Source organism: Kitasatospora sp. NPDC088742 (assembly GCF_055584905.1).
Genome location: NZ_JBVJLD010000014.1, coordinates 48,634 through 69,289 on the forward strand (window position 1 = coordinate 48,634; position 20,656 = coordinate 69,289).

Consider the following 20,656-nt stretch of genomic DNA (forward strand, 5'->3'; position numbering starts at 1 on the left):
CCAGGCCCCCGGCGTCTCCACCGTGACCGGCGCCCTCGGCGGCGGCCTGCCCGTCGGCGGTGGTCTCCCGGGCGTCGGCGGCTGAGCCCCGGCGCATCCCGCCTGACGCCGGGGCCGCCGTCCGCACCACGTGCGCGGACGGCGGCCCCGGCGCTCCGGGAACGGCCCGCTCCCCGTCCGGCGCGGGCCGTTCCCCGTTTCCGGGCGTCCCCTGACGCCCCGTCACGCACGGGAGCCCCCGGCCGGCTCGGGAAGGAGCCGGCCGGGGGCTCCCGGCGTTCGGTCGAAGGTCAGTGGCTGGTCAGCGGCTGGTCAGTGGCGCTCGGCGTTCCGCCCGGCGCGCAGGGGTGCTCACGGCTCCTGGGGGAGCAGCAGCCAGAGCGCCAGGTAGATCAGGAACTGCGGGCCGGGGAGCAGGCAGGAGGCGATGGCGATGATCCGCACCGTCCAGGGGGCCAGCCCGAAACGCTTGGCGAGCCCGGCGCAGACGCCGGCGATGACGCGGTTGTGGCGGGGGCGGGCGAGGGCCATTCTGATCAGCTCCGTCTGACTGGTGCCCGGTCCCGGTCTCTCCGGCGGGCATGACTCCATCGTGCCGTCCCGATCCCGCCGGGCCGTCCGTCTGGATGCCGATACCCGACCCCGCCTTCTCACCGGGCAGGTGTACTCCCCGGGTCAGGGTTCCCCTCGGGGTTACCCCGAGCCCCGGCCGACGGGGCGGCCGACGGGGCGCCCTACCGCAGGGTCTGAGCCCCGGTCAGACCGCCACGGCCGGCGTTGCCGCCACGCCCGCCGGTCTCCAAGGTCCGGAGCGGGCGCGGTGCGCGCAGCGCAGCCGGAGCCGGGACGGCGGTACGGTCGCGGCGGCCGAGTGCGGCGGCCCGGGCCCGGACCGCCGGGACGACGGCCAGGTGGACCAGGCCCGCGCCGAGGGTGCCGAGCATCAGGTCGTCCACGTTCAGCACGTGGCCGGGCGCCCAGCCCTTGAGGATCTCCAGCGCGGTGGCGATCATCGCCGTGGAGCCGGCCGTCCGCAGCAGCGAGGGCAGCCAGCGGGCCCGGACCCGCCCGCCGGCCAGCGGCAGCAGCACCCCGAGCGGGGCCAGCGGCAGCAGTCCGCCGGCCAGTTGCCGGGCGCCCTCGGGCCGGCCCAGCTCGAAGGCGTACCGGACCGAACCGAACGGCGTCAGGTTGGCCGGGCTGGTCCAGCCGACGTCCACCGGCCGCAGCACCATCCATCCGACCAGTCCCAGGTACGCCGCCAGCAGCAGCACGCCCACCAGCCGCAGCCGGGCCGACACCTCCGGCCCGCCACGTCCCGTCTCCGCCTGATCGGTCACACCCCCCACGACGTGGCCTTCCGCCCGATCGGTTCCACGGCCGGGCGGTGACGCCCGTTACGGGCAGCGGGCGGGGTCCGCCGTGGGGGTGGGGGTCGGGGTGGGCGTCGGACCGGCGCTGAACAGCGGGGCGGGAGAGACCGCCGGGGCCTTGGCCGCGGCGGAGCCGGTGGCGGGCGCGGAGGGCTTGGGGGTGGGGGCCTCCGGGACGCGCACCGGGCTCGGGCAGGCGGTGCGGCTGGCCGGGGCGCCCGCGTCCACCGGGACGGCGGTGGGGCGGATGCCGCAGCCGGTCAGGGCGAGGGCGAGGAGGGCACCTGCCAGGAGCTGACGGGGGGTCACTGGGTGGCCTCCTCGGGGTGGATCGGGAGGGTGAGGGTGAAGACGGCCCCGCTGTCGGGGGAGTTGGCGGCGGTGATGGTGCCGCCGTGGATCTGCGCGTTGGCCATCGCGATGGAGAGGCCCAGGCCGCTGCCCTCGGACCGGGCCCGGCCCTTGTCGGCCTTGTAGAAGCGGTCGAAGACGTGCGGCAGCACGTCCTCCGGGATGCCCGGGCCGCTGTCGGAGACGTCGATGACCACGTGCTCGCCGTCCTGACGGACCTTCACCCGGACCGGTGAGCCGCCGTGCTTGAGGGCGTTGCCGATCAGGTTGGCGAAGACCACGTCGAGGCGCCGGGGGTCCACCACCGCCAGGATGCCGCGCGGCGCGTCCACCTCCACCGCGTCGTACCAGGCCCGGCCGTCGATGCAGGACATGATCAGGTCCGCGACGTCCACCTCGTCGGCGACCAGCTTGGCGGTGCCCGCGTCGAAGCGGGTCACCTCCATCAGGTTCTCCACCAGGTCGGAGAGCCGCCTGGTCTCGCTGACCACCAGCCGGACGGCGGGCGCGATCATCGGGTCCAGCGACTCGGCCTCGTCCTCCAGGATGTCCGTCACGGCGGTCATCGCGGTCAGCGGGGTGCGCAGCTCGTGCGACATGTCGGCGACGAACCGGCGGCTCTGCGCCTCCCGGGCGCTGAGCTCGGCGACCTGCTCGGAGAGCGCCTCCGCGGTGCTGTTGAACGTCCGTGCCAGGTCCGAGAGTTCGTCCGCCCCCTCGACCTCCAGCCGGGTGTCCAGGTGCCCCTCGCCGAGCCGCCGGGCGGCCTCGCCGAGGTGGCGCACCGGCCGCAGCACGGTGGCGGCCGCGGCCTGGGCGATCAGGGCCGAGCCGATCAGCGCCAGCAGGGTGGCGATCGCCAGCGACCAGCCCAGGGTGTTGAGGTCGGTCCGCTCGTTGGCCAGCGACTTGAACATGTAGGCGGTCAGGTCGGTGTTCACCACCCGGGTGCCGGCCACCAGGTACGGGCCGTCCTGGTTCACCCGCTGCCAGTACAGGTGGTACTCGTACGGCTGGGCGGCGCTGGTCTGGCGGGGGGTGCCGACGATCGACCGCAGCGCGGCCGGGACCTGGGCCTCGGTGAACCTGGTCGGGCTGGAGGAGGCGACGCAGTTGGTCACCTCCGGATCGACCACCACCACGTCGTAGTTGAGCCCCGAGGCGGCCACCTGCTGCGCCAGGTAGGTGAGTTCGGAACAGGCCGGGCTGCCGGGGACGGAGCCGACGTTCCGTGAGACCGAGGACCGGAAGTCGTTGAGCGCGGTGTTCTGGGCGCGCTTGAGCACCCCGTCGCGGTTCAGCCAGTAGGCGATGCCGGAGGCCGAGCAGGCGGTGGTCAGCGCCACCACGGCGAACACCGCGACCAGCCGCACCCGGAGCGAGCGCAGGTGGAGGCTGCGCCCCGGGCGGCGGGGCGCGGTCTGGGGGTCGGTCACGTCGGCTGGTCTCCGGTCGGCAGGGAACGGCTCAGGGCTGGGACGGCGGGTCGAGCCGGTAGCCCACCCCGCGGACGGTGCGGATCAGGGTCGGGGCGGACGGGACGTCCTCCACCTTGGCCCGCAGTCGCTGCACGCAGGCGTCCACCAGCCGGGAGTCGCCTAGGTAGTCGTGCTCCCAGACCAGCCGCAGCAGCTGCTGGCGGGACAGCGCCTGGCCCGGGCGGCGGCTCAGCTCCAGCAGCAGCCGCAGCTCGGTGGGGGTGAGTTGGAGGTCCGCGCCGTCCTTGGTGACGGTCATCGCGGAGCGGTCGATGACCACGCTGCCGTAGGTGGAGGAGTCCGAGCTCTCCCGCTCGCCGCGGCGCAGCACCGCCCTGATCCGGGCGTCCAGCACCCGGGGCTGCACCGGCTTGACCACGTAGTCGTCCGCGCCCGACTCCAGGCCGACCACCACGTCGATGTCGTCGGAGCGCGCGGTCAGCAGGATGATTGGCAGTTGGTCGGTGCGCCGGATCCGGCGGCAGACCTCGAAGCCGTCGATCCCGGGCAGCATGACGTCGAGGACGATCAGGTCCGGACGCTGTTCCTTGAAGAGCTTGAGGCCGTCCTCGCCCGAGGCGGCGGCGGCCACGCGATGACCCTGGCGGGTGAGGGCGAGTTCGAGGCCGGTCCGGATGGCGTCGTCGTCCTCGATCAGAAGGAGGAAAGGCACGGGCTCATTCTGGACCACGGGGCGCCGGGCTTCACCCACCAGGGGAGGCCCCGCAACTCCTCTGCAACCGGAAGCCCCGCTTCGGGCGTCCCCATCCGACGGGCCGAAGGTCCTGGCGGCTGTGACAGCCCTGTGACAGTCGGCGGACACCTCCATCACAACGGGACGGCAGGATTTTCCTTGTCGCCGCAGTTCCGGGCGGCAGGAACCGTACCGACCCATGGGGGTGCACGATGAACGCCACGCTCAGGACCCGCAGCAACGCGGCCGTCAACCACGCGCGTTCGTCCCGCACGCACTTCGAGGTGAGGACGGACGAGAACTCCGGTGCCGTGATCGTACGGGGGTGCGCACACAGCACCGGGTCCCGCCGCCTCGGCGGGACGAGGGGGGAGCTGTACGGGATCGGCCGCTCGGGGAGTGCGGCCGACTCCGGCCAGACCATGACGCTGCGCGGGGTGCTCCCCGTCGCCGACGGGCAGGGGCGCGAGAGCGCCGGCGCCACGCTGCTGCGGCTCACGCCGCAGCCGGTGGTGCCCGCCCAGCCGGCCGCGCCGTTCGAGCAGGCCAAGGCCGAACCGGGCGACAACATCGCCGAGTTCACCGCCTACGTGCAGGCCCGCCGGGCCTCGCTGTTCGCCACCGCGTACCACCTGACCGGCGACCGGTACGAGGCCGAGGACCTGCTGCAGAGCGCGCTGTTCTCCACCTACCGCGCCTGGGACCGGATCACCGACAAGGCCGCGGTCGGCGGGTACCTGCGCCGCACCATGACCAACCTGCACATCTCCGCCTGGCGCCGCCGCAAGGTCGCCGAGTACCCGACCGAGGAGCTGCCGGAGACCGCCGGCGACACCGACGCGATGGGCGGCACCGAGCTGCGCGCCGTGCTCTGGCAGGCGCTGGCCAAGCTGCCGGAGAACCAGCGCACCATGCTGGTGCTCCGCTACTACGAGGGCCGCACCGACCCGGAGATCGCCGGCATCCTCGGCATCAGCGTCGGCACCGTCAAGAGCAGCATCTGGCGCGCGCTGCGCCGCCTGCGCGACGACGAGCAGCTCAACCGCAACGGCGACACCGCGCACGCCTTCGGCGAGCTGGTGGCGTAACGCCGCACAGAGACTCCCGTCGGGGGACGGGAAAGGTCACGTCAGGGAACCAGGCACCGACTCGGGGGAGCGGCACCTGGAAGGAACGTGACCGTAACGGAAGGGCCCGGTGCCGGGGAGCGGCACCGGGCCCTTCTGCGTGCCGTGCGCGCTCCGCGCGGGCTTCGGCGGGGAAGCGGCCGGGACGGTGGTCCTGCGGGCTCGTCGAGGTGCCCGTGCCCGAGGTTCCCGCTCACGCGGCGACCGCTCACGACGTGGCCGCCAGCCGGGCGGGGCCGTGCGCCGTCACCGCCGGTCGGGTCGGGGCCGGGCGGGTCGGCTCAGGCGGGCTGGGGCTGGCGGAGCGCCACCGCGCGGATCCGCTGCTCGGCCTCCGGGCCGGCGCAGGCCAGGGCGCCGAGCTCGACCTGGCGGGCCACGATGCCGCGCTCGGCGCGCATCAGCCGCCAGCCGCGGCGGATCAGCAGTGGCACCGACTTGCGGCCCTCGCGGACGTCCCGGCGGAAGCGCCGCCAGGCGGTGGTGGTGGGGCGGTTGCGCAGGCAGATCGCCTCGCCGAGCAGGCCCTCGGCCGCGCAGCGGCCGACCAGTTCGGCGGCGAATATCCCCTCGGCGATGAAGGCCGGGGCCCCGTTCAGCTCGAAGGTCTGGCTGCCGTCCCGTCCGTTGGCCGGGATCGAGTACACCGGCACCTCGGCCCGGCCGTCCTCGACGACCTGCCGGATCGCGGCCAGCGCCTGGTCCAGGTGCCAGGAGAGCGGCGAGTCCCAGTCGGTCCCGCCGCCGGCCTCGGCCGGGAGCCGGGGCAGCGTCGGGTCGTCGCCGTCCTTGTAGAAGTCGTCGAGCTGGAGCACCGGCAGTCCGGTCCGCTCGGCCAGCGAGGACTTGCCCGATCCGGAGGGCCCGGACAACAGGACGACCAGCGCACGCGCCGTCGGGGCGGGGTTCATGGGGGTGTCACTCACGAGACACCAGTCTGACGCACTCCCGGGCGATCCCGAAACCGATGGGACGTCAGTTCTTCGACGTGGCCGAGACACGCGCCACATCCGGCGCCGGGCGGGTACCGGCTGTGCGCCCGGCCGTACGCGGAGCCACCGGAAAAGGGCGACGGGCCCGCGCAAGGGGGGGAGATGCGCGGGCCCGTCATGGCACGTCCGGGCCCTGGGGGGGTGAGGGCACTGGGGACGGCCAGTCTGTGTGGAGTTGTCCTGACGGAAGGTCAGATACCCATCGGGTGCCAGACCGTCTTGGTCTCCAGGAAGGAGAGTAGCCGCTCGGTCCCGGGCGCATTGGTCCAGGCCAAGTCGGTCTCGCCGACCGCCGGGCGGACGACTCGCTTCAGGGTATCCGCGGCCAGCACCTCCAGCTCGGTCGCCGCGCCGGGCCCGTCCGAAGCGATCGCCCCGGCCAGGTCCAGCCCGTTGACGTCCTGGTGCGAGGCCAGCGTCGGCGCGATGTCCGCCGTCTTCCCCGAGATGAGGTTGACCACGCCGCCCGGCAGGTCCGAGGTGGCGAGCACCTCGCCCAGCGAGAGCGCGGGCAGCGGGGCCTCGGCGGCGGCCGCGACCACGACCGTGTTGCCGGCCGCGATCGCCGGGGCGATCACCGAGACCAGGCCGAGGAAGGAGAAGCCCGTCCCGGACTGCGGGGCGACCACGCCCACCACGCCCGAGGGCTCCGGGGTGGAGATGTTGAAGAACGGCCCGGCCACCGGGTTGGTGTTCCCCGCGATCTGGGCGATCTTGTCGGTCCAGCCCGCGTACCAGACCCAGCGGTCGATCGCGGCGTCCACCAGCGCGGCGGCCTTCTTGGCGCCGATGCCCTCGGCGGCGGCCACCTCGGCGGTGAACTGCTCGCGCCGGCCCTGGAGCATCTCGGCGATCCGGTACAGCACCTGGCCGCGGTTGTACGCGGTGGTGCCGGCCCAGCCCTTGACGGCGCCGCGGGCGGCCTGCACCGCGTCACGGGTGTCCTTGCGGGTGCCGAGCGGGGCGTTGGCCAGCCACTGGCCCTTCGAGTCGGTCACCTCGTACACCCGCCCGCTCTCGGAGCGCGGGAACTTCCCGCCGACGTACAGCTTGTAGGTCTTGAAGACGCTCAGGGTGGTCTCAGACATCGAGGTACGCCTCCAGGCCGTGGCGACCGCCCTCGCGGCCGTAGCCCGACTCCTTGTAGCCGCCGAACGGCGAGGTCGGGTCGAACTTGTTGAAGGTGTTGGCCCAGACCACACCGGCCTTGAGCTGGTTCGCCATCCAGAGGATGCGCGAGCCCTTCTCGGTCCAGATGCCGGCCGACAGCCCGTACGGGGTGTTGTTGGCCTTCTCGACCGCCTCGGCGGGGGTGCGGAAGGTCAGCACCGAGAGCACCGGGCCGAAGATCTCCTCGCGGGCGATCCGGTGCGCCTGCGAGACGCCGGTGAACAGCGTCGGGCGGAACCAGTAACCGGCGCCCGGGAGTTCGCACTCCGGGGCCCAGCGCTCGGCGCCCTCGGACTCGCCGATCTCGGACAGCTCGGTGATCCGCGCCAGCTGCGCGGCCGAGTTGATGGCGCCGATGTCGGTGTTCTTGTCCAGCGGGTCGCCGACCCGCAGGGTGGACATCCGGCGCTTGAGCGCGTCCAGCAGCTCGTCCTGGATCGACTCCTGGACCAGCAGGCGCGAGCCCGCGCAGCAGACGTGGCCCTGGTTGAAGAAGATGCCGTTGACGATGCCCTCGACCGCCTGGTCGATCGGCGCGTCGTCGAAGACGATGTTCGCGGCCTTGCCGCCGAGCTCCAGCGAGAGCTTCTTGCGGGTGCCCGCTACCTGCTTGGCGATCGCCCTGCCGACGGGAGTGGAGCCGGTGAAGGCCACCTTGTTGACGTCCAGGTGGGAGGTCAGCGCGGCGCCGGTGCGGCCGTCGCCGGTGACGATGTTGACGACGCCCTTGGGCAGACCGGCCTGGCGGCAGATCTCGGCGAACCGCAGCGCGGTCAGCGGGGTGGTCTGGGCCGGCTTGAGCACGACCGTGTTGCCGGTGGCCAGCGCGGGGGCGATCTTCCAGGCCAGCATCAGCAGCGGGAAGTTCCACGGGATGACCTGGCCGGCCACGCCGAGCGGCTTCGGGCTCGCGCCGTAGCCGGCGAAGTCCAGCTTGTCGGCCCAGCCCGCGTAGTAGAAGAAGTGCGCGGCGACCAGCGGCAGGTCGACGTCCCGGGTCTCCCGGATCGGCTTGCCGTTGTCGATCGACTCCAGCACCGCCAGCTCGCGCGAGCGCTCCTGGATGATCCGGGCGATCCGGAACAGGTACTTGGCCCGCTCGCTGCCCGGCAGCGCCGACCAGTCGGCGAAGGCCCGGCGGGCGGCGGCGACGGCGCGGTCCACGTCCTCGTCGGTGCCCTGGGCGAACTCGGCCAGCACCTGCTCGGTGGCCGGGTTGACGGTCTTCAGCGCCTCGCTGCCGGAGGAGTCGACGAAGGCGCCGTCGATGAAGTGACCGTAGGAGGTGGCGATGTCACCGGCGGCGGCCGGGGACTCCGGCGCGGGGGCGTACGTGAACAGGCCGCCCTTGGGGGCCTCGGCCTGCTGCGGCTGGGACTGCGGGGTGTTCTTGTTCTTGGCCACGAGGATCAGTCCACCGTCACGTAGTCGGGACCGGAGTACCGGCCGGTGGTCAGCTTCTGACGCTGCATCAGCAGGTCGTTGAGCAGGCTGGAGGCGCCGAAGCGGAACCAGTGCGGGGTCAGCCAGTCGTCGCCCAGCGTCTCGTTCACCATGACCAGGTACTTCATGGCGTCCTTGGTGGTCTTGATGCCACCGGCCGGCTTCACGCCGACCTGGATGCCGGTCTGCTGCTTGAAGTCGCGGACGGCCTCCAGCATCAGCAGGGTGACCGGGGGAGTCGCGTTGACCGTCACCTTGCCGGTGGAGGTCTTGATGAAGTCCGCACCGGCCAGCATGGCCAGCCAGGAGGCCCGGCGGACGTTGTCGTAGGTCTGCAGCTCGCCGGTCTCGAAGATCACCTTGAGGTGGGCGGCGGTGCCGTCGGGGCGCTTGCACGCCTCCTTGACCGCGACGATCTCGTTGAAGACGTCCAGGTACCGGCCGGAGAGGAAGGCCCCCCGGTCGATCACCATGTCGATCTCGTCGGCCCCGGCGGCCACCGCGTCGGCGGTGTCGGCCAGCTTGACCGGCAGCGCGGCGCGGCCGGCCGGGAAGGCGGTGGCCACCGAGGCCACCTGGATGCCGGTGCCGGCCAGGGCCGCCTTCGCGGTGGCGACCATGTCCGGGTAGACGCAGATGGCGGCGACCCGGGGGGCGGTCGGGTCGGTCGGGTCGGGGTTCCGGCCCTTGGTGCACAGGGCGCGCACCTTGCCGACCGTGTCCGCGCCTTCCAGCGTGGTCAGGTCGATCATCGAGATCGCCAGGTCGATGGCGTACGCCTTCGCCGTGGTCTTGATCGAACGGGTGCCGAGGGTGGCGGCGCGGGCTTCCAGGCCGACGGCGTCGACGCCGGGCAGGCCGTGCAGGAAACGGCGGAGCGAGGCCTCGGACGCCGCAACGTCCTGAAGGCCGCCGCCCGCAGCGCCGGGGGCATTGGCTGCAACAGTGGACATGGTCACCAGCCCAGCATATCTACGCGCGTAGCAACGCGCCAGACCCAGCCACGTTCGATGCACGACCGAAATCTCCCGCCGTCCGGCATCGTGCTCGACCTGCACTTCCGCCCCGCGCTTCCCTCCCGCCCCGCGGGAGAGCGGGTGGGGTGTGCCACTGGGGGCGGCTCCCGTTCGCCTCCGCCGTTGACCCGCTCGCTCCGCCGTCCCCGTGCCGCAGGCGCGCCACGTAGGGTGGCCCGGTGACCTCGGGAGACGAAGCGGAGCGGCCGAAGCGGACCGGGCGGCGGCCCGGTGGGGCCGATACCCGGCGGACGGTGCTGGAGGCGGCCCGGGCCGAGTTCGCGGCGCGCGGGTACGAGAAGGCGAGCATGCGGGCCATCGCGCGGGCCGCCGGGGTGGATGCGGCGTTGCTGCACCACTACTTCGGCACCAAGGACCAACTCTTCCTCGCCGCCCTGGAGTTGCCCGTCGACCCGCGTGCCGTGGTGGAGCAGGCGCTGGCCGGTGATCCGGCCGGCGTCGGCGGCCGGGTGGCCGATTTCATGCTGAACCTCTGGGAGCAGCCGGGCGTCCTGGACCGCCTGCTGGCGCTGATCCGGGCCGCCGCCACCACCGAGCAGGTGGCGGTCCTGATGCGGGGCTTCGTCGCAGCCGAGCTGATCGGCCGGATCGCCTCCCGGCTGGAGGTCGAACAGCCGGAGCTGCGCGCCGAGTTGATGTTCTCCCAGATCGTCGGCCTGGCGATGGCCCGCTACGTGGTCAAGGTCGAGCCGCTTGCCTCCGCCACCCGTGAGGAGCTGCGCCCCCTGCTGGCCCGCACCTTCCAGAACTACCTGGTGACACCGTGACGGACGAGCCGGCGCTCGACCTCTGGAAGCACCGGCTGGGCCGCGTCCCCGAGGAGGTCTGGCTCCGCACCGAGCTGCGCGTGCTGATCCTCGCCGACAACGAGCTCACCGAGCTGTCTCCCGCCGTCGCCGCCCTCCAGCGGCTCCGCACCCTCGACCTCGGCCACAACCACCTCGCCGAAGTCCCGCCCGAGCTCGGCGAGTTGACCGCCCTCTCGGACTTCCTCTACCTGCACGACAACCACCTCACCGCCCTCCCTGCCACCCTCGGCCGCCTCACCGCCCTGCGCTACCTCAACGTCGGCGAGAACCGCCTCACCCACCTCCCCGACGCGCTCACCGGCCTCGCCTCCCTGCTCGAACTCCGCGCCGAGCACAACCGCCTGACCGCCCTCCCCGCCACCCTCGGCCGGCTCCGCTCCCTCCGTGAACTCCACCTGCGCGGCAACGCCCTCACCGAACTCCCCGCCTCCACCGCCGAGTTGGCCGATCTCCGGCATCTCGACCTGCGCGACAACCAACTGGCCGCCGTGCCGGAGTGCCTCGCCGCCCTGCCCCGCCTGCGCCACCTCGACCTGCGCTCCAACCGCGTGGCCACCCTCCCCGGCTGGCTGGCCGAACTGCCCGCGCTGGAGAAGCTGGACCTGCGCTGGAACGCGGCCCGCCCGTCCCCGGCCCTGCTGGCGGCGCTCGCCGGCCGTGGCTGCGCCGTCCTGTACTGAATCACGCCGCACCTCCTTGACGGCTGCCCCCTGCGGCGCAAAACTCATCACATGATGAATTCAGCGGTCCGGGTCGCCGGACTGACCGTCGTCCGAGGCGGCCGCCCCGTGCTGCACGGGATCGACCTCGACATCCCGGCCGGGAGCATCACCGGCCTGCTCGGCCCCAGCGGCTGCGGCAAGACCACCCTGCTGCGCTCGATCGTCGGGGTGCAGAAGACCGCCGGCGGCCGGGTCGAGGTGCTCGGCGAGGAGGCCGGCAGCGCCGGGCTGCGCCACCGGATCGGCTACGTCACCCAGGCCCCGGCCGTCTACGACGACCTCACCGTCACCGAGAACCTCCGCTACTTCGCCGCCGTGCTCGGCGCCCCGCCCACCGACCCGGCCCGGGTGATCGCCGAGGTCGGCCTCACCGAGCACAGCGACGACCGCACCTCCCGGCTCTCCGGCGGCCAGCGGGCCCGGGTCTCGCTCGCCGCCGCCCTACTCGGCAGCCCCGAACTGCTCGTCCTGGACGAGCCCACCGTCGGTCTGGACCCGGTGCTCCGCCAGGAGCTCTGGCAGCTGTTCCGCCAACTCGCCGACGGCGGCGCCACCTTGCTGGTCTCCAGCCACGTGATGGACGAGGCGGTCCGCTGCGACCGCCTGCTGCTGATGCGCGAGGGCCGCCTGCTCGCCGCCGACACCCCCGGCGGACTGCTCCGCCGCACCGGCGCCGCCGACGTCGACGCCGCCTTCCTGACCCTGGTGGGGAGCACCTCATGAACGTCACGCGTACCGTCGCCACCGCCCGGCGCGTGCTGGCCCAACTCCGGCACGACCCCCGGACCCTGGCGATGCTGCTGGTGGTCCCCTGCCTGCTGCTCACCCTGCTGCGCTACATGTTCGACGACCAGCCGCAGCAGTTCGACCGGGTCGGTGCCGCCCTGCTCGGCGTCTTCCCGCTGCTGGTGATGTTCCTGGTCACCTCGGTGGCGATGCTGCGCGAGCGGACCACCGGCACCCTGGAGCGCCTGCTCACCATGCCGCTCGGCAAGCTCGACCTGCTCCTCGGCTACGCCCTCGCCTTCGGCCTGGTCGCCCTGGTCCAGGCGGGCCTAGCCGCCACCCTCACCCTCGGCCTGCTCGGCCTCGACGTGCAGGGCCCCACCTGGCTGCTCTTCGCGGTCGCCCTCGGCGACGGCCTGCTCGGCATGGCGCTGGGCCTGCTGGTCTCGGCCTTCGCCCGCACCGAGTTCCAGGCCGTGCAGTTCCTCCCGGCGGTGATCCTCCCTCAACTCCTGCTCTGCGGGCTCTTCGTACCCCGCGACGCGATGGCCGCCCCGCTCCGCTGGGCCTCCGAGGTGCTCCCGCTCTCCTACGCCGTGGACGCCATGAACCGCCTCACCACCACCCCCGGCACCAGCGCGGCCCTCCTCACCGACCTCGCCGTCATCGCCGCCTGCACCCTCCTCGCCCTCGCCCTCGGCGCCGCCACCCTCCGCCGCCGCACCGACTGACGCCCCGTTACGGTGGGCCGGTGGCCTCCACCTCGCCGAAGACCCGCTTCCTCGTCCTGCACGACTACGGCATGGGCGGCAGCTGGTGGTGGGTGCACGCCCGCTCCGAGCGCGAGGTGCTGGAGACCTTCGCCGACGTCGAGGTGGTCCACGACGCCGCCACCCGGGCCGAGGCCGAGGACTGGGGCCTGGACGAGGCCGACGTCGACGGCCCTGCCGACCCGCCCGGCCTCGACGGTCTCCGCGCCGATCGGGACGCCCACCGCGGGCTACCTGGCTTCGGCGCCCTGGCCGGCCCGGACCCGCTGTACGTCCGGCGGCGCTGGGACGAGGACGGCGAGACCACCACCTACCTCCTGGAGGTCGGCGCCGACGGCCGGCGGCTGCGCCAGGTGGAGCTGGAGGAGGACGGCCGGGCCTTCCGCAGCACCCCGGAGGACTGGCCGTTCAACACCCCGTGGCTGGACCGCTACTCGCCCGAGTGGCTCCCCTTCGTGATCACCGCCGCGGAGTTCGAACAGGAGTGGTCCCGCGCCGTCCACGACCCGGACCGGTGACGCGGCCGCGCCGGAACAGCACGACGGCGGCTTGGACGGCGATCGCCAGCAGGACGGCCGGCAGCACCGTCCACGGCACCACCCCGGCCACGGTCAGGGCCCCGAGGCCGACCAGGGCCGTGACCAGGACGGGGAGCACGGCGGAGAGGGAGAGCGCGAAGCGCGGACGACGGGGCACGGGGACTCCTCCGGAGGTGGTCACGAGGCGGAACGGGCGTGGTCGAGGTAGCCGGTGAGGTCCTGCCAGGCGTCGGCCGGGGCGGCGGGGTCGCCGGAGAGCGCGGCCGGCTCCGCCCGCCAGGCGGACTTCACCGCGCCGGAGAGCTCGGTGTCGCCACCGCTGAACAGCGAGCCGAGCTCGTCCATCCGGGCCACCAGCTTCCGCACCCGCGGTTCCCCCGGGTCGGCCCCGGCGGCCCGCAGCGCCTCGGCCCGCCGGTAGAGCTCTGGCCACTCCACCTCCAGCAGGTAGTGCGCGGCGGGGCCCAGCGCCGCGCCCCGCTCCGCCAGCGCCCGCAGCTGGTCCTCGTCGAGGTGGCGTCGCAGCGCCGCCCCGCCCTCGGCCCCGGCGCCGCCCATGGTCCGCAGCGCGTCGATCAACGCCGGCACCTCCGGCGCCCGTTCGGCGGCCAACTCCCGGTGGATGTGCTCCAGTTGGTCCTTCAGGCGCTCCAGTGAGGCGAGCGCGGCGGTCACCCCGGCCAGCTGCTCGCCCACCAGCCGGACCGGGTCGACCCCGACGTCCAGGCAGGTGGCGACGGACTCCAGCCCGAGCCCGAGGCGGCGTAGCGCGAGCACCTGGTACAGCCGGACCACGTCCTGCTCGGTGTACTCGCGGTGCCCGGCGGCGGTCCGCCGGGACGGGCCCAGCAGCCCGATCGTGTCCCAGTGGTGCAGGGTACGGACGGTCAGCCCGCTCGCCTCGGCGAGCGCGCCGACCTTCCAGGTCCGGTCGTTGCTCATGGCCCCCACGATCCACCCTGACGCCGCGTGAGGTGCAAGCCCGCCGGTGGCGCGGTCACCGGCCGGGGCGGATGGGGCAGAATCGGCCCCATGACCGAATCCGACGGCAAGCCCGACCCGGGCAGAGCCGCCTCCGAGCCCCAGTACGCGGACCGCGTCTACCGCTCCGTCCCCGGTGTCATCTCGGGGATCATGCTGCTGGCCGTGGCCGGGTGGCTGATCATCGACGCGGTGCTCAACGGCACCGGCCGCACCCCGTGGATCGCGCTGGCCTGCGCCCCGGTCTTCGGCCTGCCGGTGGTCGCGTACACCCTGCGGCCCGCCGTGCTGGCCAACGACCGGCGGCTGCTGGTGCGCAACCCCTTCCGCACCGTGCACGTCCCGTGGGCGGCCGTCGAGGGCCTGCGCGCCGGGTACTCGGTCGAGCTGTTCGCGGGCGGGGGGAAGTACCAGGTCTGGGCCGTCCCGGTCTCGCTCCGGGCCCGCAAGAAGGCCGGCCGGGTGGCCGCCCGGGCCGCCGCCGGGGGCGACCCGCACGCCTCCCGGACCGCCTCGCTGACCAACCCGCTGCGCAGCGGCCGGGCCGGCGAGTCCGACCCGACCAGGGCCTGGTCGGACCAGGTGGTGACCACCCTCCAGGAGATCGCCGAGCGCAACGCCGGCAAGCCGGAGGCGGCGGGCGAGGTGACGGTCCGTTGGTGCTGGTGGATCATCGCCCCGGCGGTGGCCGGACTGATCACCCTGATCACCCTGATCGCGGTCACCTGATGTCCGCCCCGGGGGGAGCGGAGGACGCGGACCAGGACCCGGTCCGCCGCAGCTACGACACCGTCGCGGGGGAGTACGCCGCGCGGATCGGCGACGAGCTGGCCGGCAAGCCGCTGGACCGGGCCCTGCTGACCGCCCTGCTGGAGCAGCTGACGGACCCGCAGGCCCCGGTCGCCGACCTGGGCTGCGGGCCCGGCCACGTCACCGGCTGGCTGGCCGACCACGGCCCCCGGGCGGTCGGCATCGACCTCTCCCCGGCGATGGTCGCGCTGGCCCGCCGGGACCACCCGGCCGCCGAGTTCCGCGAGGGCGACCTGCGCCGCCTCCCGGCCGCCGACGGAGAGTTCGGCGGTGCGGTCGCCCTCTACTCGCTGATCCACCTGCCGCCGGCCGAGCACCGTGCCGTCCTCGCCGAGGTCCACCGCACCCTCCGCCCGGGCGCCCCGCTGCTGCTCGCCTTCCACCGGGGCACCGAGTCCCGCCACCTCACCGACTGGTGGGGCCACCAGGTGGACGTCACCTTCCACTTCCTCGACCCGGACACCGTGACGGCCGACCTCACCGCGGCCGGCTTCACCCTCCGCGCCCGCCTCGACCGCGCCCCGCACCCCCACGAGGCCGAGACCGACCGCAGCTACCTCCTGGCCGTCCGGTCCTGAGACGTGCGGAAGGGGCCCGGCGGAGCGACTGCTCCACCGGGCCCCTTCCGCGTCGTGCGGTCCTACGGTCCGTCAGATCCCGGCGGCCGCGGCCAGGTCGCGCTTGACCGCGTCGAGCAGGGCGGCGGCCCGGAGCCGGGTGTCGCCGAGGTCGGCGGCGGTGGCGACCGGGAGGACGACCTCCAGGTAGCACTTGAGCTTGGGCTCGGTGCCCGAGGGGCGGACCACGATCCGGGCCGCCGTGACGGCGTCGCCCGCCAGGTAGTAGCGCAGGCCGTCGGTGGGCGGCAGCTCCGCCGTACCGGCCGTCAGGTCGTCGGCGCGGGTGACCTTGAGACCGGCCAGCACCGTCGGGGGCTGCTCGCGCAGCCGCTGCATCGCCGAGGAGATCACCGTCAGGTCCTCGACCCGGACCGAGAGCTGGTCGGTGGCGTGCAGGCCGTGCTCCAGCGCCAGGTCGTCCAGCAGGTCGGTCAGGGTGCGGCCGGACTCCTTGAGCACGGCGGCCAGTTCGGCGACCAGCAGGGCGGCGGTGATGCCGTCCTTGTCGCGGACGCCCTCCGGGTCGACGGAGTAGCCGAGCGCCTCCTCGTAGCCGTAGCGCAGGCCCTCGGCCCGGGAGAGCCACTTGAAGCCGGTGAGCGTCTCGGTGTAGCCGAGGCCGGCCGCCGCCGCGATCCGGCCGAGCAGGGTGGAGGAGACGATGGTGGTGGCGAAGGTGCCCTGCACCCGCTTGGCCACCAGCGCGGAGCCGAGCAGCGCGCCGACCTCGTCGCCGCGCAGCATCCGCCAGCTGCCGTTGTCGGCGACCGCCACCGCGCAGCGGTCGGCGTCCGGGTCGTTGGCGATCACGATGTCGGGGCCGACCGAGGCGGCGGTGCGGAAGGCGAGGTCCATCGCCCCCGGCTCCTCGGGGTTGGGGAAGGACACGGTCGGGAAGTCCGGGTCGGGCTCGGCCTGCTCGGCCACCACGGTCGGCGCGGGGAAGCCGGCCCGCTTGAAGGCGGCCACCAGCACGTCGCGGCCGACGCCGTGCATCGGGGTGTAGACCACGTCCAGCCCGCGCGGCCCGGCCGGGTCGAGCACGGTGACGGCCCGGTCCAGGTAGGCCTCCACGACCTCGTCGCCGAGCACCTCCCAGCCGCCCTCGGCGAGCGGCACCTCGGCCAGCGAGCCGATCGCGTCGATCTCGGCGGCGATGCCCGCGTCGGCGGGCGGCACGATCTGCGAGCCGTCGCCCAGGTAGACCTTGTAGCCGTTGTCCTGCGGCGGGTTGTGACTGGCCGTCACGGTGACGCCGGCCGCGGCGCCCAGGTGGCGGACGGCGAAGGCCAGCACGGGGGTGGGCAGCGCACGGGGGAGCAGGGCGGCGCGCAGCCCGGCACCGACCACCACGGCGGCGGTGTCGCGGGCGAAGTCGTACGACTTGTGGCGGGCGTCGTAGCCGATCACCACCAGGTCGCCGAGCCCCTCCTTCTTGACGTACGCGGCCAGTCCGGCGGCGGCCCGGATCACCACGGCCCGGTTCATCCGCATCGGGCCCGCGCCCAGCTCGCCGCGGAGCCCGGCGGTGCCGAACTGCAGCCGGTCGCTGAACCGCTCGGCCAGCCGGGACCAGGCGAGCCGCTCCGCGCCCTCCGGTTCGCCCTCGGCGGCGGCCAGCAGCGCGGTCAGCTCCTCGCGGGTGTCCTGGTCGGGGTCCTCGGCGAGCCAGGTCCGGGCACGCGCGAGCAGATCGGTGGTCTCGGACATTGCTGCCAGCTCCCTCTGAGGGTGGGTGAGATGACGGAGCCGCCGCCCCGGAGGTACCAGGGACGACGGCTCCGGATTACTGATTCTGCGTCAGATCCGCGTCAGATCCGCTCAAGGACCTTCGCCAGCAGCGCGCCCATCCGCTCGGCGCTGGCCTTGCCGGCCTCCAGCACCTCTTCGTGGTTGAGCGGCTCGCCGGTGATGCCGGCGGCCAGGTTGGTGACCAGCGAGATGCCCAGCACCTCGGCGCCGGCCTCGCGGGCGGCGATCGCCTCCAGCGTGGTGGACATGCCGACCAGCTCGCCGCCGATCGCCCGGACCATGCCGATCTCGGCCGGGGTCTCGTAGTGCGGGCCGCGGAACTGCACGTAGACGGCCTCGTCCAGGGAGGAGTCCACCTCGCGGCAGAGCTCGCGCAGGCGCTTGGAGTAGAGGTCCGTGAGGTCGACGAAGTTGGCGCCGACGATCGGGGAGTCCGCGGTGAGGTTGATGTGGTCGCTGATCAGCACCGGCTGACCGGGCACCCAGCCCTCGCGCAGACCGCCGCAGCCGTTGGTCAGCACCACGGTCTCGCAGCCCGCCGCGACGGCGGTGCGCACGCCGTGCACCACGGTGGCCACGCCGTGGCCCTCGTAGTAGTGGTTGCGGCCCAGGAAGATCAGCGCCAGCTTGTCGCCGATCCGGACCGAGCGGACCTTGCCGGAGTGGCCGGCCACGGCCGGGGCCGGGAAGCCGGGCAGCTCGGTGACCGGGAACTCAGCCACGGTCTCGCCGAGCGCGTCGGCGGCCGGCACCCAGCCGGAGCCCATCACGAGGGCGACGTCGTGGCGCTCGGCGCCGGTCAGCTCGCGCAGCTTGGCGGCGGCCTCCTGAGCGGCGGCGTACGGGTCGGCGGAGAGCTTGGACTGAGGAGATGCGTTCACGTGACCGAGGATAGACGGGAATCGCCTACGCGCGTAGACATATCCGGTCGGACGTGTCGGATCGTTACCCGGATGGGCGGTAGGTCCAAACGGCCGGGCAGCCGGGAAGCCCCTGTTCGGAGGAGTCTCCGAACGATTCTGACACCCCGTCAGCAGGGCCGGCGGCGCAGGTCCAGCACGTAGTCGTCGGGCGCGCCCGCGCTCTCCGCCGCGTCGGCGATCAGCCCGAGGTAGCGGGCGGCCGGCAGCCCGCCCTCCCAGTCGTTGAGGACGTACGTCCAGACCGCGATCTCGCCGTCCAGGGTGTGCGCCCGCAGCCGGATCTTCCGGTAGATGCCGAGCTGGACGCCCTCCCAGCGGTCGAGGCCGTCCTCGTCCATCGGGGCCACGTCGTAGAGGGAGACGAAGACCTGCTCCTTCTCGTCCTCCACCACCGTCGCCAGCGAGCCCTCCCAGCCCAGCTGCTCGCCGCCGAAGGTCAGCCGCCAGCCGGTCAGCCAGCCCGTCCCGCGCAGCGGGGAGTGCGGGGCCCGGCGGGTCATCTGCCGGGCGTCGAGGTTGGTGGCGTACGCGGCGTAGAGGGGCATGGTCGTCAGCCTACGGGAGAGCACCGGCCGGGAGGGAGCACCGGGAGATCTTCCTGACGGCCCGTCGGACAGTGCTCGAACGCGCCGTCGAAGCGGGCTCCCACGGCCGTCCGGCACCGTGCGGCGCCCCCGGCGTGTCCTCGTTCTCGGCGTACGGGACAATGGTGCCCGTGACTCGGATCGTGATCATCGGTGGCGGACCCGGCGGATACGAGGCGGCCCTGGTGGCCGCCCAACTCGGCGCGGAGGTGACCGTCGTCGACCGCGACGGTCTGGGCGGGTCGGCGGTGCTGACGGACTGCGTGCCGTCGAAGACCCTGATCGCCACGGCGGAGGTGATGACCACCTTCGACAGCTCGTACGAGGAGCTGGGCATCATCGTCGCCGACGACACCCCGCACGTGGACACCCCGGCCCGGGTGGTCGGCGTGGACCTCGGCAAGGTCAACCGGCGGGTGAAGCGCCTGGCCATCGCGCAGTCCCACGACATCACCCAGTCCGTCACCCGGGCGGGCGTCACCGTGCTCCGCGGCAAGGGCCGGCTCGGCAGCGGCGGCCAGGCGGCGGACGGCTCCCGCGAGGTGGTCGTGGAGGCCCCCGACGGCACCACCGAGTCGCTCCGGGCCGACGCCGTGCTGATCGCCACCGGTGTGCACCCGCGCGAGCTGCCCGACGCCCAGCCGGACGGCGAGCGGATCCTGACCTGGACCCAGGTCTACGACCTGGAGGAGCTGCCCCGCGAGCTGATCGTGGTCGGCTCCGGCGTGACCGGCGCCGAGTTCGCCGGCGCGTACCAGGCGATCGGCTCCAAGGTCACCCTGGTCTCCTCGCGCGACCGCGTGCTTCCGGGCGAGGACCCGGACGCCGCCGAGGTGCTGGAGGAGGTCTTCCGCCGCCGCGGCATGAACGTGATGAGCCGCTCCCGGGCCGAGGGCGCCAAGCGGATCGGCGACCGGGTCGAGGTCACCCTCTCGGACGGCACCGTGATCTCCGGGACGCACTGCCTGATGGCGGTCGGCTCGATCCCCAACACCGCCGGCCTCGGCCTCGAGGAGGCCGGCGTCCAGCTGAACGACTGGGGCCAGATCAAGGTCGACCGGGTCTCCCGCACCAGCGCCCCCGGCGTCTACGCGGCCGGTGACTGCACCGGCGTCTTCATGCTCGCCTCGGTGGCGGCCATGCAGGGCCGGATCGCCATGTACCACGCGCTGGGCGACGCGGTGCAGCCGCTGGACCTCAAGACGGTCGCCTCCAACGTCTTCACCGACCCGGAGATCGCCACCGTCGGCTACACCGCGGCCGACGTCTCCTGCGGCAAGATGGACGCCGTCGAGGTCAAGCTGCCGCTGCGCGGCAACCCCCGGGCCAAGATGCAGGGCATCCGGGACGGCTTCGTGAAGCTCTTCGCCCGCCCGGGCACCGGCATCGTGGTCGGCGGTGTGGTGGTCGCGCCGCGCGCCAGCGAACTCATCCATTCGATTTCGCTCGCCGTGGACAACAACTTGACGGTCGAACAGGTGGCCCGTGCGTTCACGGTCTACCCGTCACTCTCCGGCTCCACCGCCGAGGCCGCCCGCCAGCTGCACATCCGAAAGCGGGAGGGCTCGGACTCCTGAGCTGCGCAAAGGAGTTGAGGCGGTCGCCGATGGCGGCCGCCTCTGTCGTCCCACTCCGACGGCGGAGCGTGACGAACCGTCAGCACTGGCGCGCATTGTACGGTCGCACGCCGCTCCGACGTGAGCATTTCCCGATACCAGCTGCAAACGCCTGAAAGCAGACGGTCATTCAGTTACC

Annotated in this window: 23 protein-coding genes; 9 read left to right on the plus strand and 14 right to left on the minus strand. The window is 73.4% G+C overall.

Annotated features, from left to right (window positions below; translation table 11 throughout):
- Positions 1-351: 351 nt before the first annotated feature.
- From ACZ6ZR_RS13985 to ACZ6ZR_RS14005, 5 genes are all read right to left on the minus strand, one after another.
- Positions 352-531 carry a PspC domain-containing protein gene (locus ACZ6ZR_RS13985; protein WP_345291063.1) on the minus strand — a complete coding sequence of 60 codons (180 nt, stop codon included), beginning with the start codon at positions 529-531 and terminating at the stop codon, positions 352-354.
- 203 nt (positions 532-734) lie between these two features.
- Positions 735-1,340 carry a VanZ family protein gene (locus ACZ6ZR_RS13990; protein WP_465642330.1) on the minus strand — a complete coding sequence of 202 codons (606 nt, stop codon included), beginning with the start codon at positions 1,338-1,340 and terminating at the stop codon, positions 735-737.
- Positions 1,341-1,397: 57 nt separating this feature from the next.
- Positions 1,398-1,682, minus strand: a complete 285-nt coding sequence (locus ACZ6ZR_RS13995; RefSeq protein WP_465642331.1) for a hypothetical protein — start codon at positions 1,680-1,682, stop codon at positions 1,398-1,400.
- The gene (locus ACZ6ZR_RS14000) at positions 1,679-3,160 is read right to left on the minus strand and encodes an ATP-binding protein (RefSeq protein ID WP_465642332.1); all 1,482 of its coding nucleotides are present in this window, start codon (positions 3,158-3,160) and stop codon (positions 1,679-1,681) included. Before ACZ6ZR_RS14000 ends, ACZ6ZR_RS13995 begins: the two co-directional genes overlap by 4 nt.
- Positions 3,161-3,191: 31 nt before the next feature.
- Positions 3,192-3,875, minus strand: a complete 684-nt coding sequence (locus ACZ6ZR_RS14005) for a response regulator transcription factor (protein WP_345291046.1) — start codon at positions 3,873-3,875, stop codon at positions 3,192-3,194.
- Positions 3,876-4,108: 233 nt separating this feature from the next.
- Between ACZ6ZR_RS14005 and ACZ6ZR_RS14010 the strand changes: the two genes are divergently transcribed.
- A complete protein-coding gene (locus tag ACZ6ZR_RS14010; RefSeq protein ID WP_465642333.1) occupies positions 4,109-4,984 on the plus strand; it encodes a SigE family RNA polymerase sigma factor in 876 nt (291 codons plus the stop codon).
- A gap of 320 nt (positions 4,985-5,304) precedes the next feature.
- Here ACZ6ZR_RS14010 and ACZ6ZR_RS14015 read toward each other — a convergent pair whose 3' ends face one another.
- From ACZ6ZR_RS14015 to deoC, 4 genes are all read right to left on the minus strand, one after another.
- Positions 5,305-5,949, minus strand: coding sequence for an ATP-binding protein (locus tag ACZ6ZR_RS14015; RefSeq protein ID WP_465642334.1), 645 nt, complete (start codon positions 5,947-5,949; stop codon positions 5,305-5,307).
- Between the two features lie 257 nt (positions 5,950-6,206).
- On the minus strand, positions 6,207-7,103 hold the full coding sequence (locus ACZ6ZR_RS14020; RefSeq protein WP_465642335.1) for an aldehyde dehydrogenase family protein: 897 nt from the start codon (positions 7,101-7,103) through the stop codon (positions 6,207-6,209).
- Positions 7,096-8,526: an aldehyde dehydrogenase family protein gene (locus ACZ6ZR_RS14025; protein WP_465642414.1), complete on the minus strand. Its 1,431-nt coding sequence runs from the start codon at positions 8,524-8,526 to the stop codon at positions 7,096-7,098. Before ACZ6ZR_RS14025 ends, ACZ6ZR_RS14020 begins: the two co-directional genes overlap by 8 nt.
- A 68-nt stretch (positions 8,527-8,594) precedes the next feature.
- Positions 8,595-9,581, minus strand: a complete 987-nt coding sequence (gene deoC / locus ACZ6ZR_RS14030) for a deoxyribose-phosphate aldolase (protein ID WP_465642336.1) — start codon at positions 9,579-9,581, stop codon at positions 8,595-8,597.
- 242 nt (positions 9,582-9,823) lie between these two features.
- Here deoC and ACZ6ZR_RS14035 point away from each other — a divergent pair, with 242 nt between their 5' ends.
- From ACZ6ZR_RS14035 to ACZ6ZR_RS14055, 5 genes are read left to right on the plus strand one after another with little or no spacing between them, the layout of a single operon-like run.
- Positions 9,824-10,432, plus strand: coding sequence for a TetR/AcrR family transcriptional regulator (locus tag ACZ6ZR_RS14035; protein ID WP_465642337.1), 609 nt, complete (start codon positions 9,824-9,826; stop codon positions 10,430-10,432).
- On the plus strand, positions 10,429-11,154 hold the full coding sequence (locus ACZ6ZR_RS14040; RefSeq protein ID WP_465642338.1) for a leucine-rich repeat domain-containing protein: 726 nt from the start codon (positions 10,429-10,431) through the stop codon (positions 11,152-11,154). The genes ACZ6ZR_RS14035 and ACZ6ZR_RS14040 overlap by 4 nt, the downstream gene beginning before the upstream one ends.
- Before the next feature lie 51 nt (positions 11,155-11,205).
- The gene (locus ACZ6ZR_RS14045; protein ID WP_465642339.1) at positions 11,206-11,919 is read left to right on the plus strand and encodes an ABC transporter ATP-binding protein; all 714 of its coding nucleotides are present in this window, start codon (positions 11,206-11,208) and stop codon (positions 11,917-11,919) included.
- Positions 11,916-12,653, plus strand: coding sequence for an ABC transporter permease (locus ACZ6ZR_RS14050; RefSeq protein ID WP_465642340.1), 738 nt, complete (start codon positions 11,916-11,918; stop codon positions 12,651-12,653). Before ACZ6ZR_RS14045 ends, ACZ6ZR_RS14050 begins: the two co-directional genes overlap by 4 nt.
- A 20-nt stretch (positions 12,654-12,673) precedes the next feature.
- Positions 12,674-13,210, plus strand: a complete 537-nt coding sequence (locus ACZ6ZR_RS14055; RefSeq protein ID WP_465642341.1) for a hypothetical protein — start codon at positions 12,674-12,676, stop codon at positions 13,208-13,210.
- Here the strand turns inward: ACZ6ZR_RS14055 and ACZ6ZR_RS14060 are convergent.
- Together ACZ6ZR_RS14060 and ACZ6ZR_RS14065 are read right to left on the minus strand one after the other, a co-directional pair.
- A complete protein-coding gene (locus ACZ6ZR_RS14060; protein WP_465642342.1) occupies positions 13,152-13,388 on the minus strand; it encodes a hypothetical protein in 237 nt (78 codons plus the stop codon). The genes ACZ6ZR_RS14055 and ACZ6ZR_RS14060 overlap by 59 nt on opposite strands.
- A gap of 20 nt (positions 13,389-13,408) precedes the next feature.
- Complete coding sequence (locus ACZ6ZR_RS14065) at positions 13,409-14,173, minus strand: MerR family transcriptional regulator (protein ID WP_465642343.1); 765 nt, start codon at positions 14,171-14,173, stop codon at positions 13,409-13,411.
- A 90-nt stretch (positions 14,174-14,263) separates the two neighbouring features.
- On the opposite strand from ACZ6ZR_RS14065, the gene ACZ6ZR_RS14070 reads away from it, so the two are divergent.
- Entirely contained in the window at positions 14,264-14,941 is a 678-nt protein-coding gene (locus ACZ6ZR_RS14070; RefSeq protein WP_465642344.1) for a PH domain-containing protein, read from the plus strand.
- The gene (locus ACZ6ZR_RS14075; protein ID WP_465642345.1) at positions 14,941-15,600 is read left to right on the plus strand and encodes a class I SAM-dependent methyltransferase; all 660 of its coding nucleotides are present in this window, start codon (positions 14,941-14,943) and stop codon (positions 15,598-15,600) included. Before ACZ6ZR_RS14070 ends, ACZ6ZR_RS14075 begins: the two co-directional genes overlap by 1 nt.
- A 72-nt stretch (positions 15,601-15,672) precedes the next feature.
- Here the strand turns inward: ACZ6ZR_RS14075 and ACZ6ZR_RS14080 are convergent, their stop codons facing one another.
- From ACZ6ZR_RS14080 to ACZ6ZR_RS14090, 3 genes are all read right to left on the minus strand, one after another.
- On the minus strand, positions 15,673-17,352 hold the full coding sequence (locus ACZ6ZR_RS14080) for a phospho-sugar mutase (protein WP_465642346.1): 1,680 nt from the start codon (positions 17,350-17,352) through the stop codon (positions 15,673-15,675).
- A 101-nt stretch (positions 17,353-17,453) separates the two neighbouring features.
- Entirely contained in the window at positions 17,454-18,275 is an 822-nt protein-coding gene (locus ACZ6ZR_RS14085) for a purine-nucleoside phosphorylase (RefSeq protein ID WP_465642347.1), read from the minus strand.
- A 149-nt stretch (positions 18,276-18,424) separates the two neighbouring features.
- Positions 18,425-18,862 (minus strand): gamma-glutamylcyclotransferase family protein, encoded by a 438-nt coding sequence (locus ACZ6ZR_RS14090; RefSeq protein ID WP_465642348.1) that lies wholly within the window; start codon positions 18,860-18,862, stop codon positions 18,425-18,427.
- A gap of 170 nt (positions 18,863-19,032) precedes the next feature.
- Between ACZ6ZR_RS14090 and ACZ6ZR_RS14095 the strand changes: the two genes are divergently transcribed.
- Positions 19,033-20,478, plus strand: a complete 1,446-nt coding sequence (locus ACZ6ZR_RS14095; RefSeq protein WP_465642349.1) for an NAD(P)H-quinone dehydrogenase — start codon at positions 19,033-19,035, stop codon at positions 20,476-20,478.
- Positions 20,479-20,656: the final 178 nt, after the last annotated feature.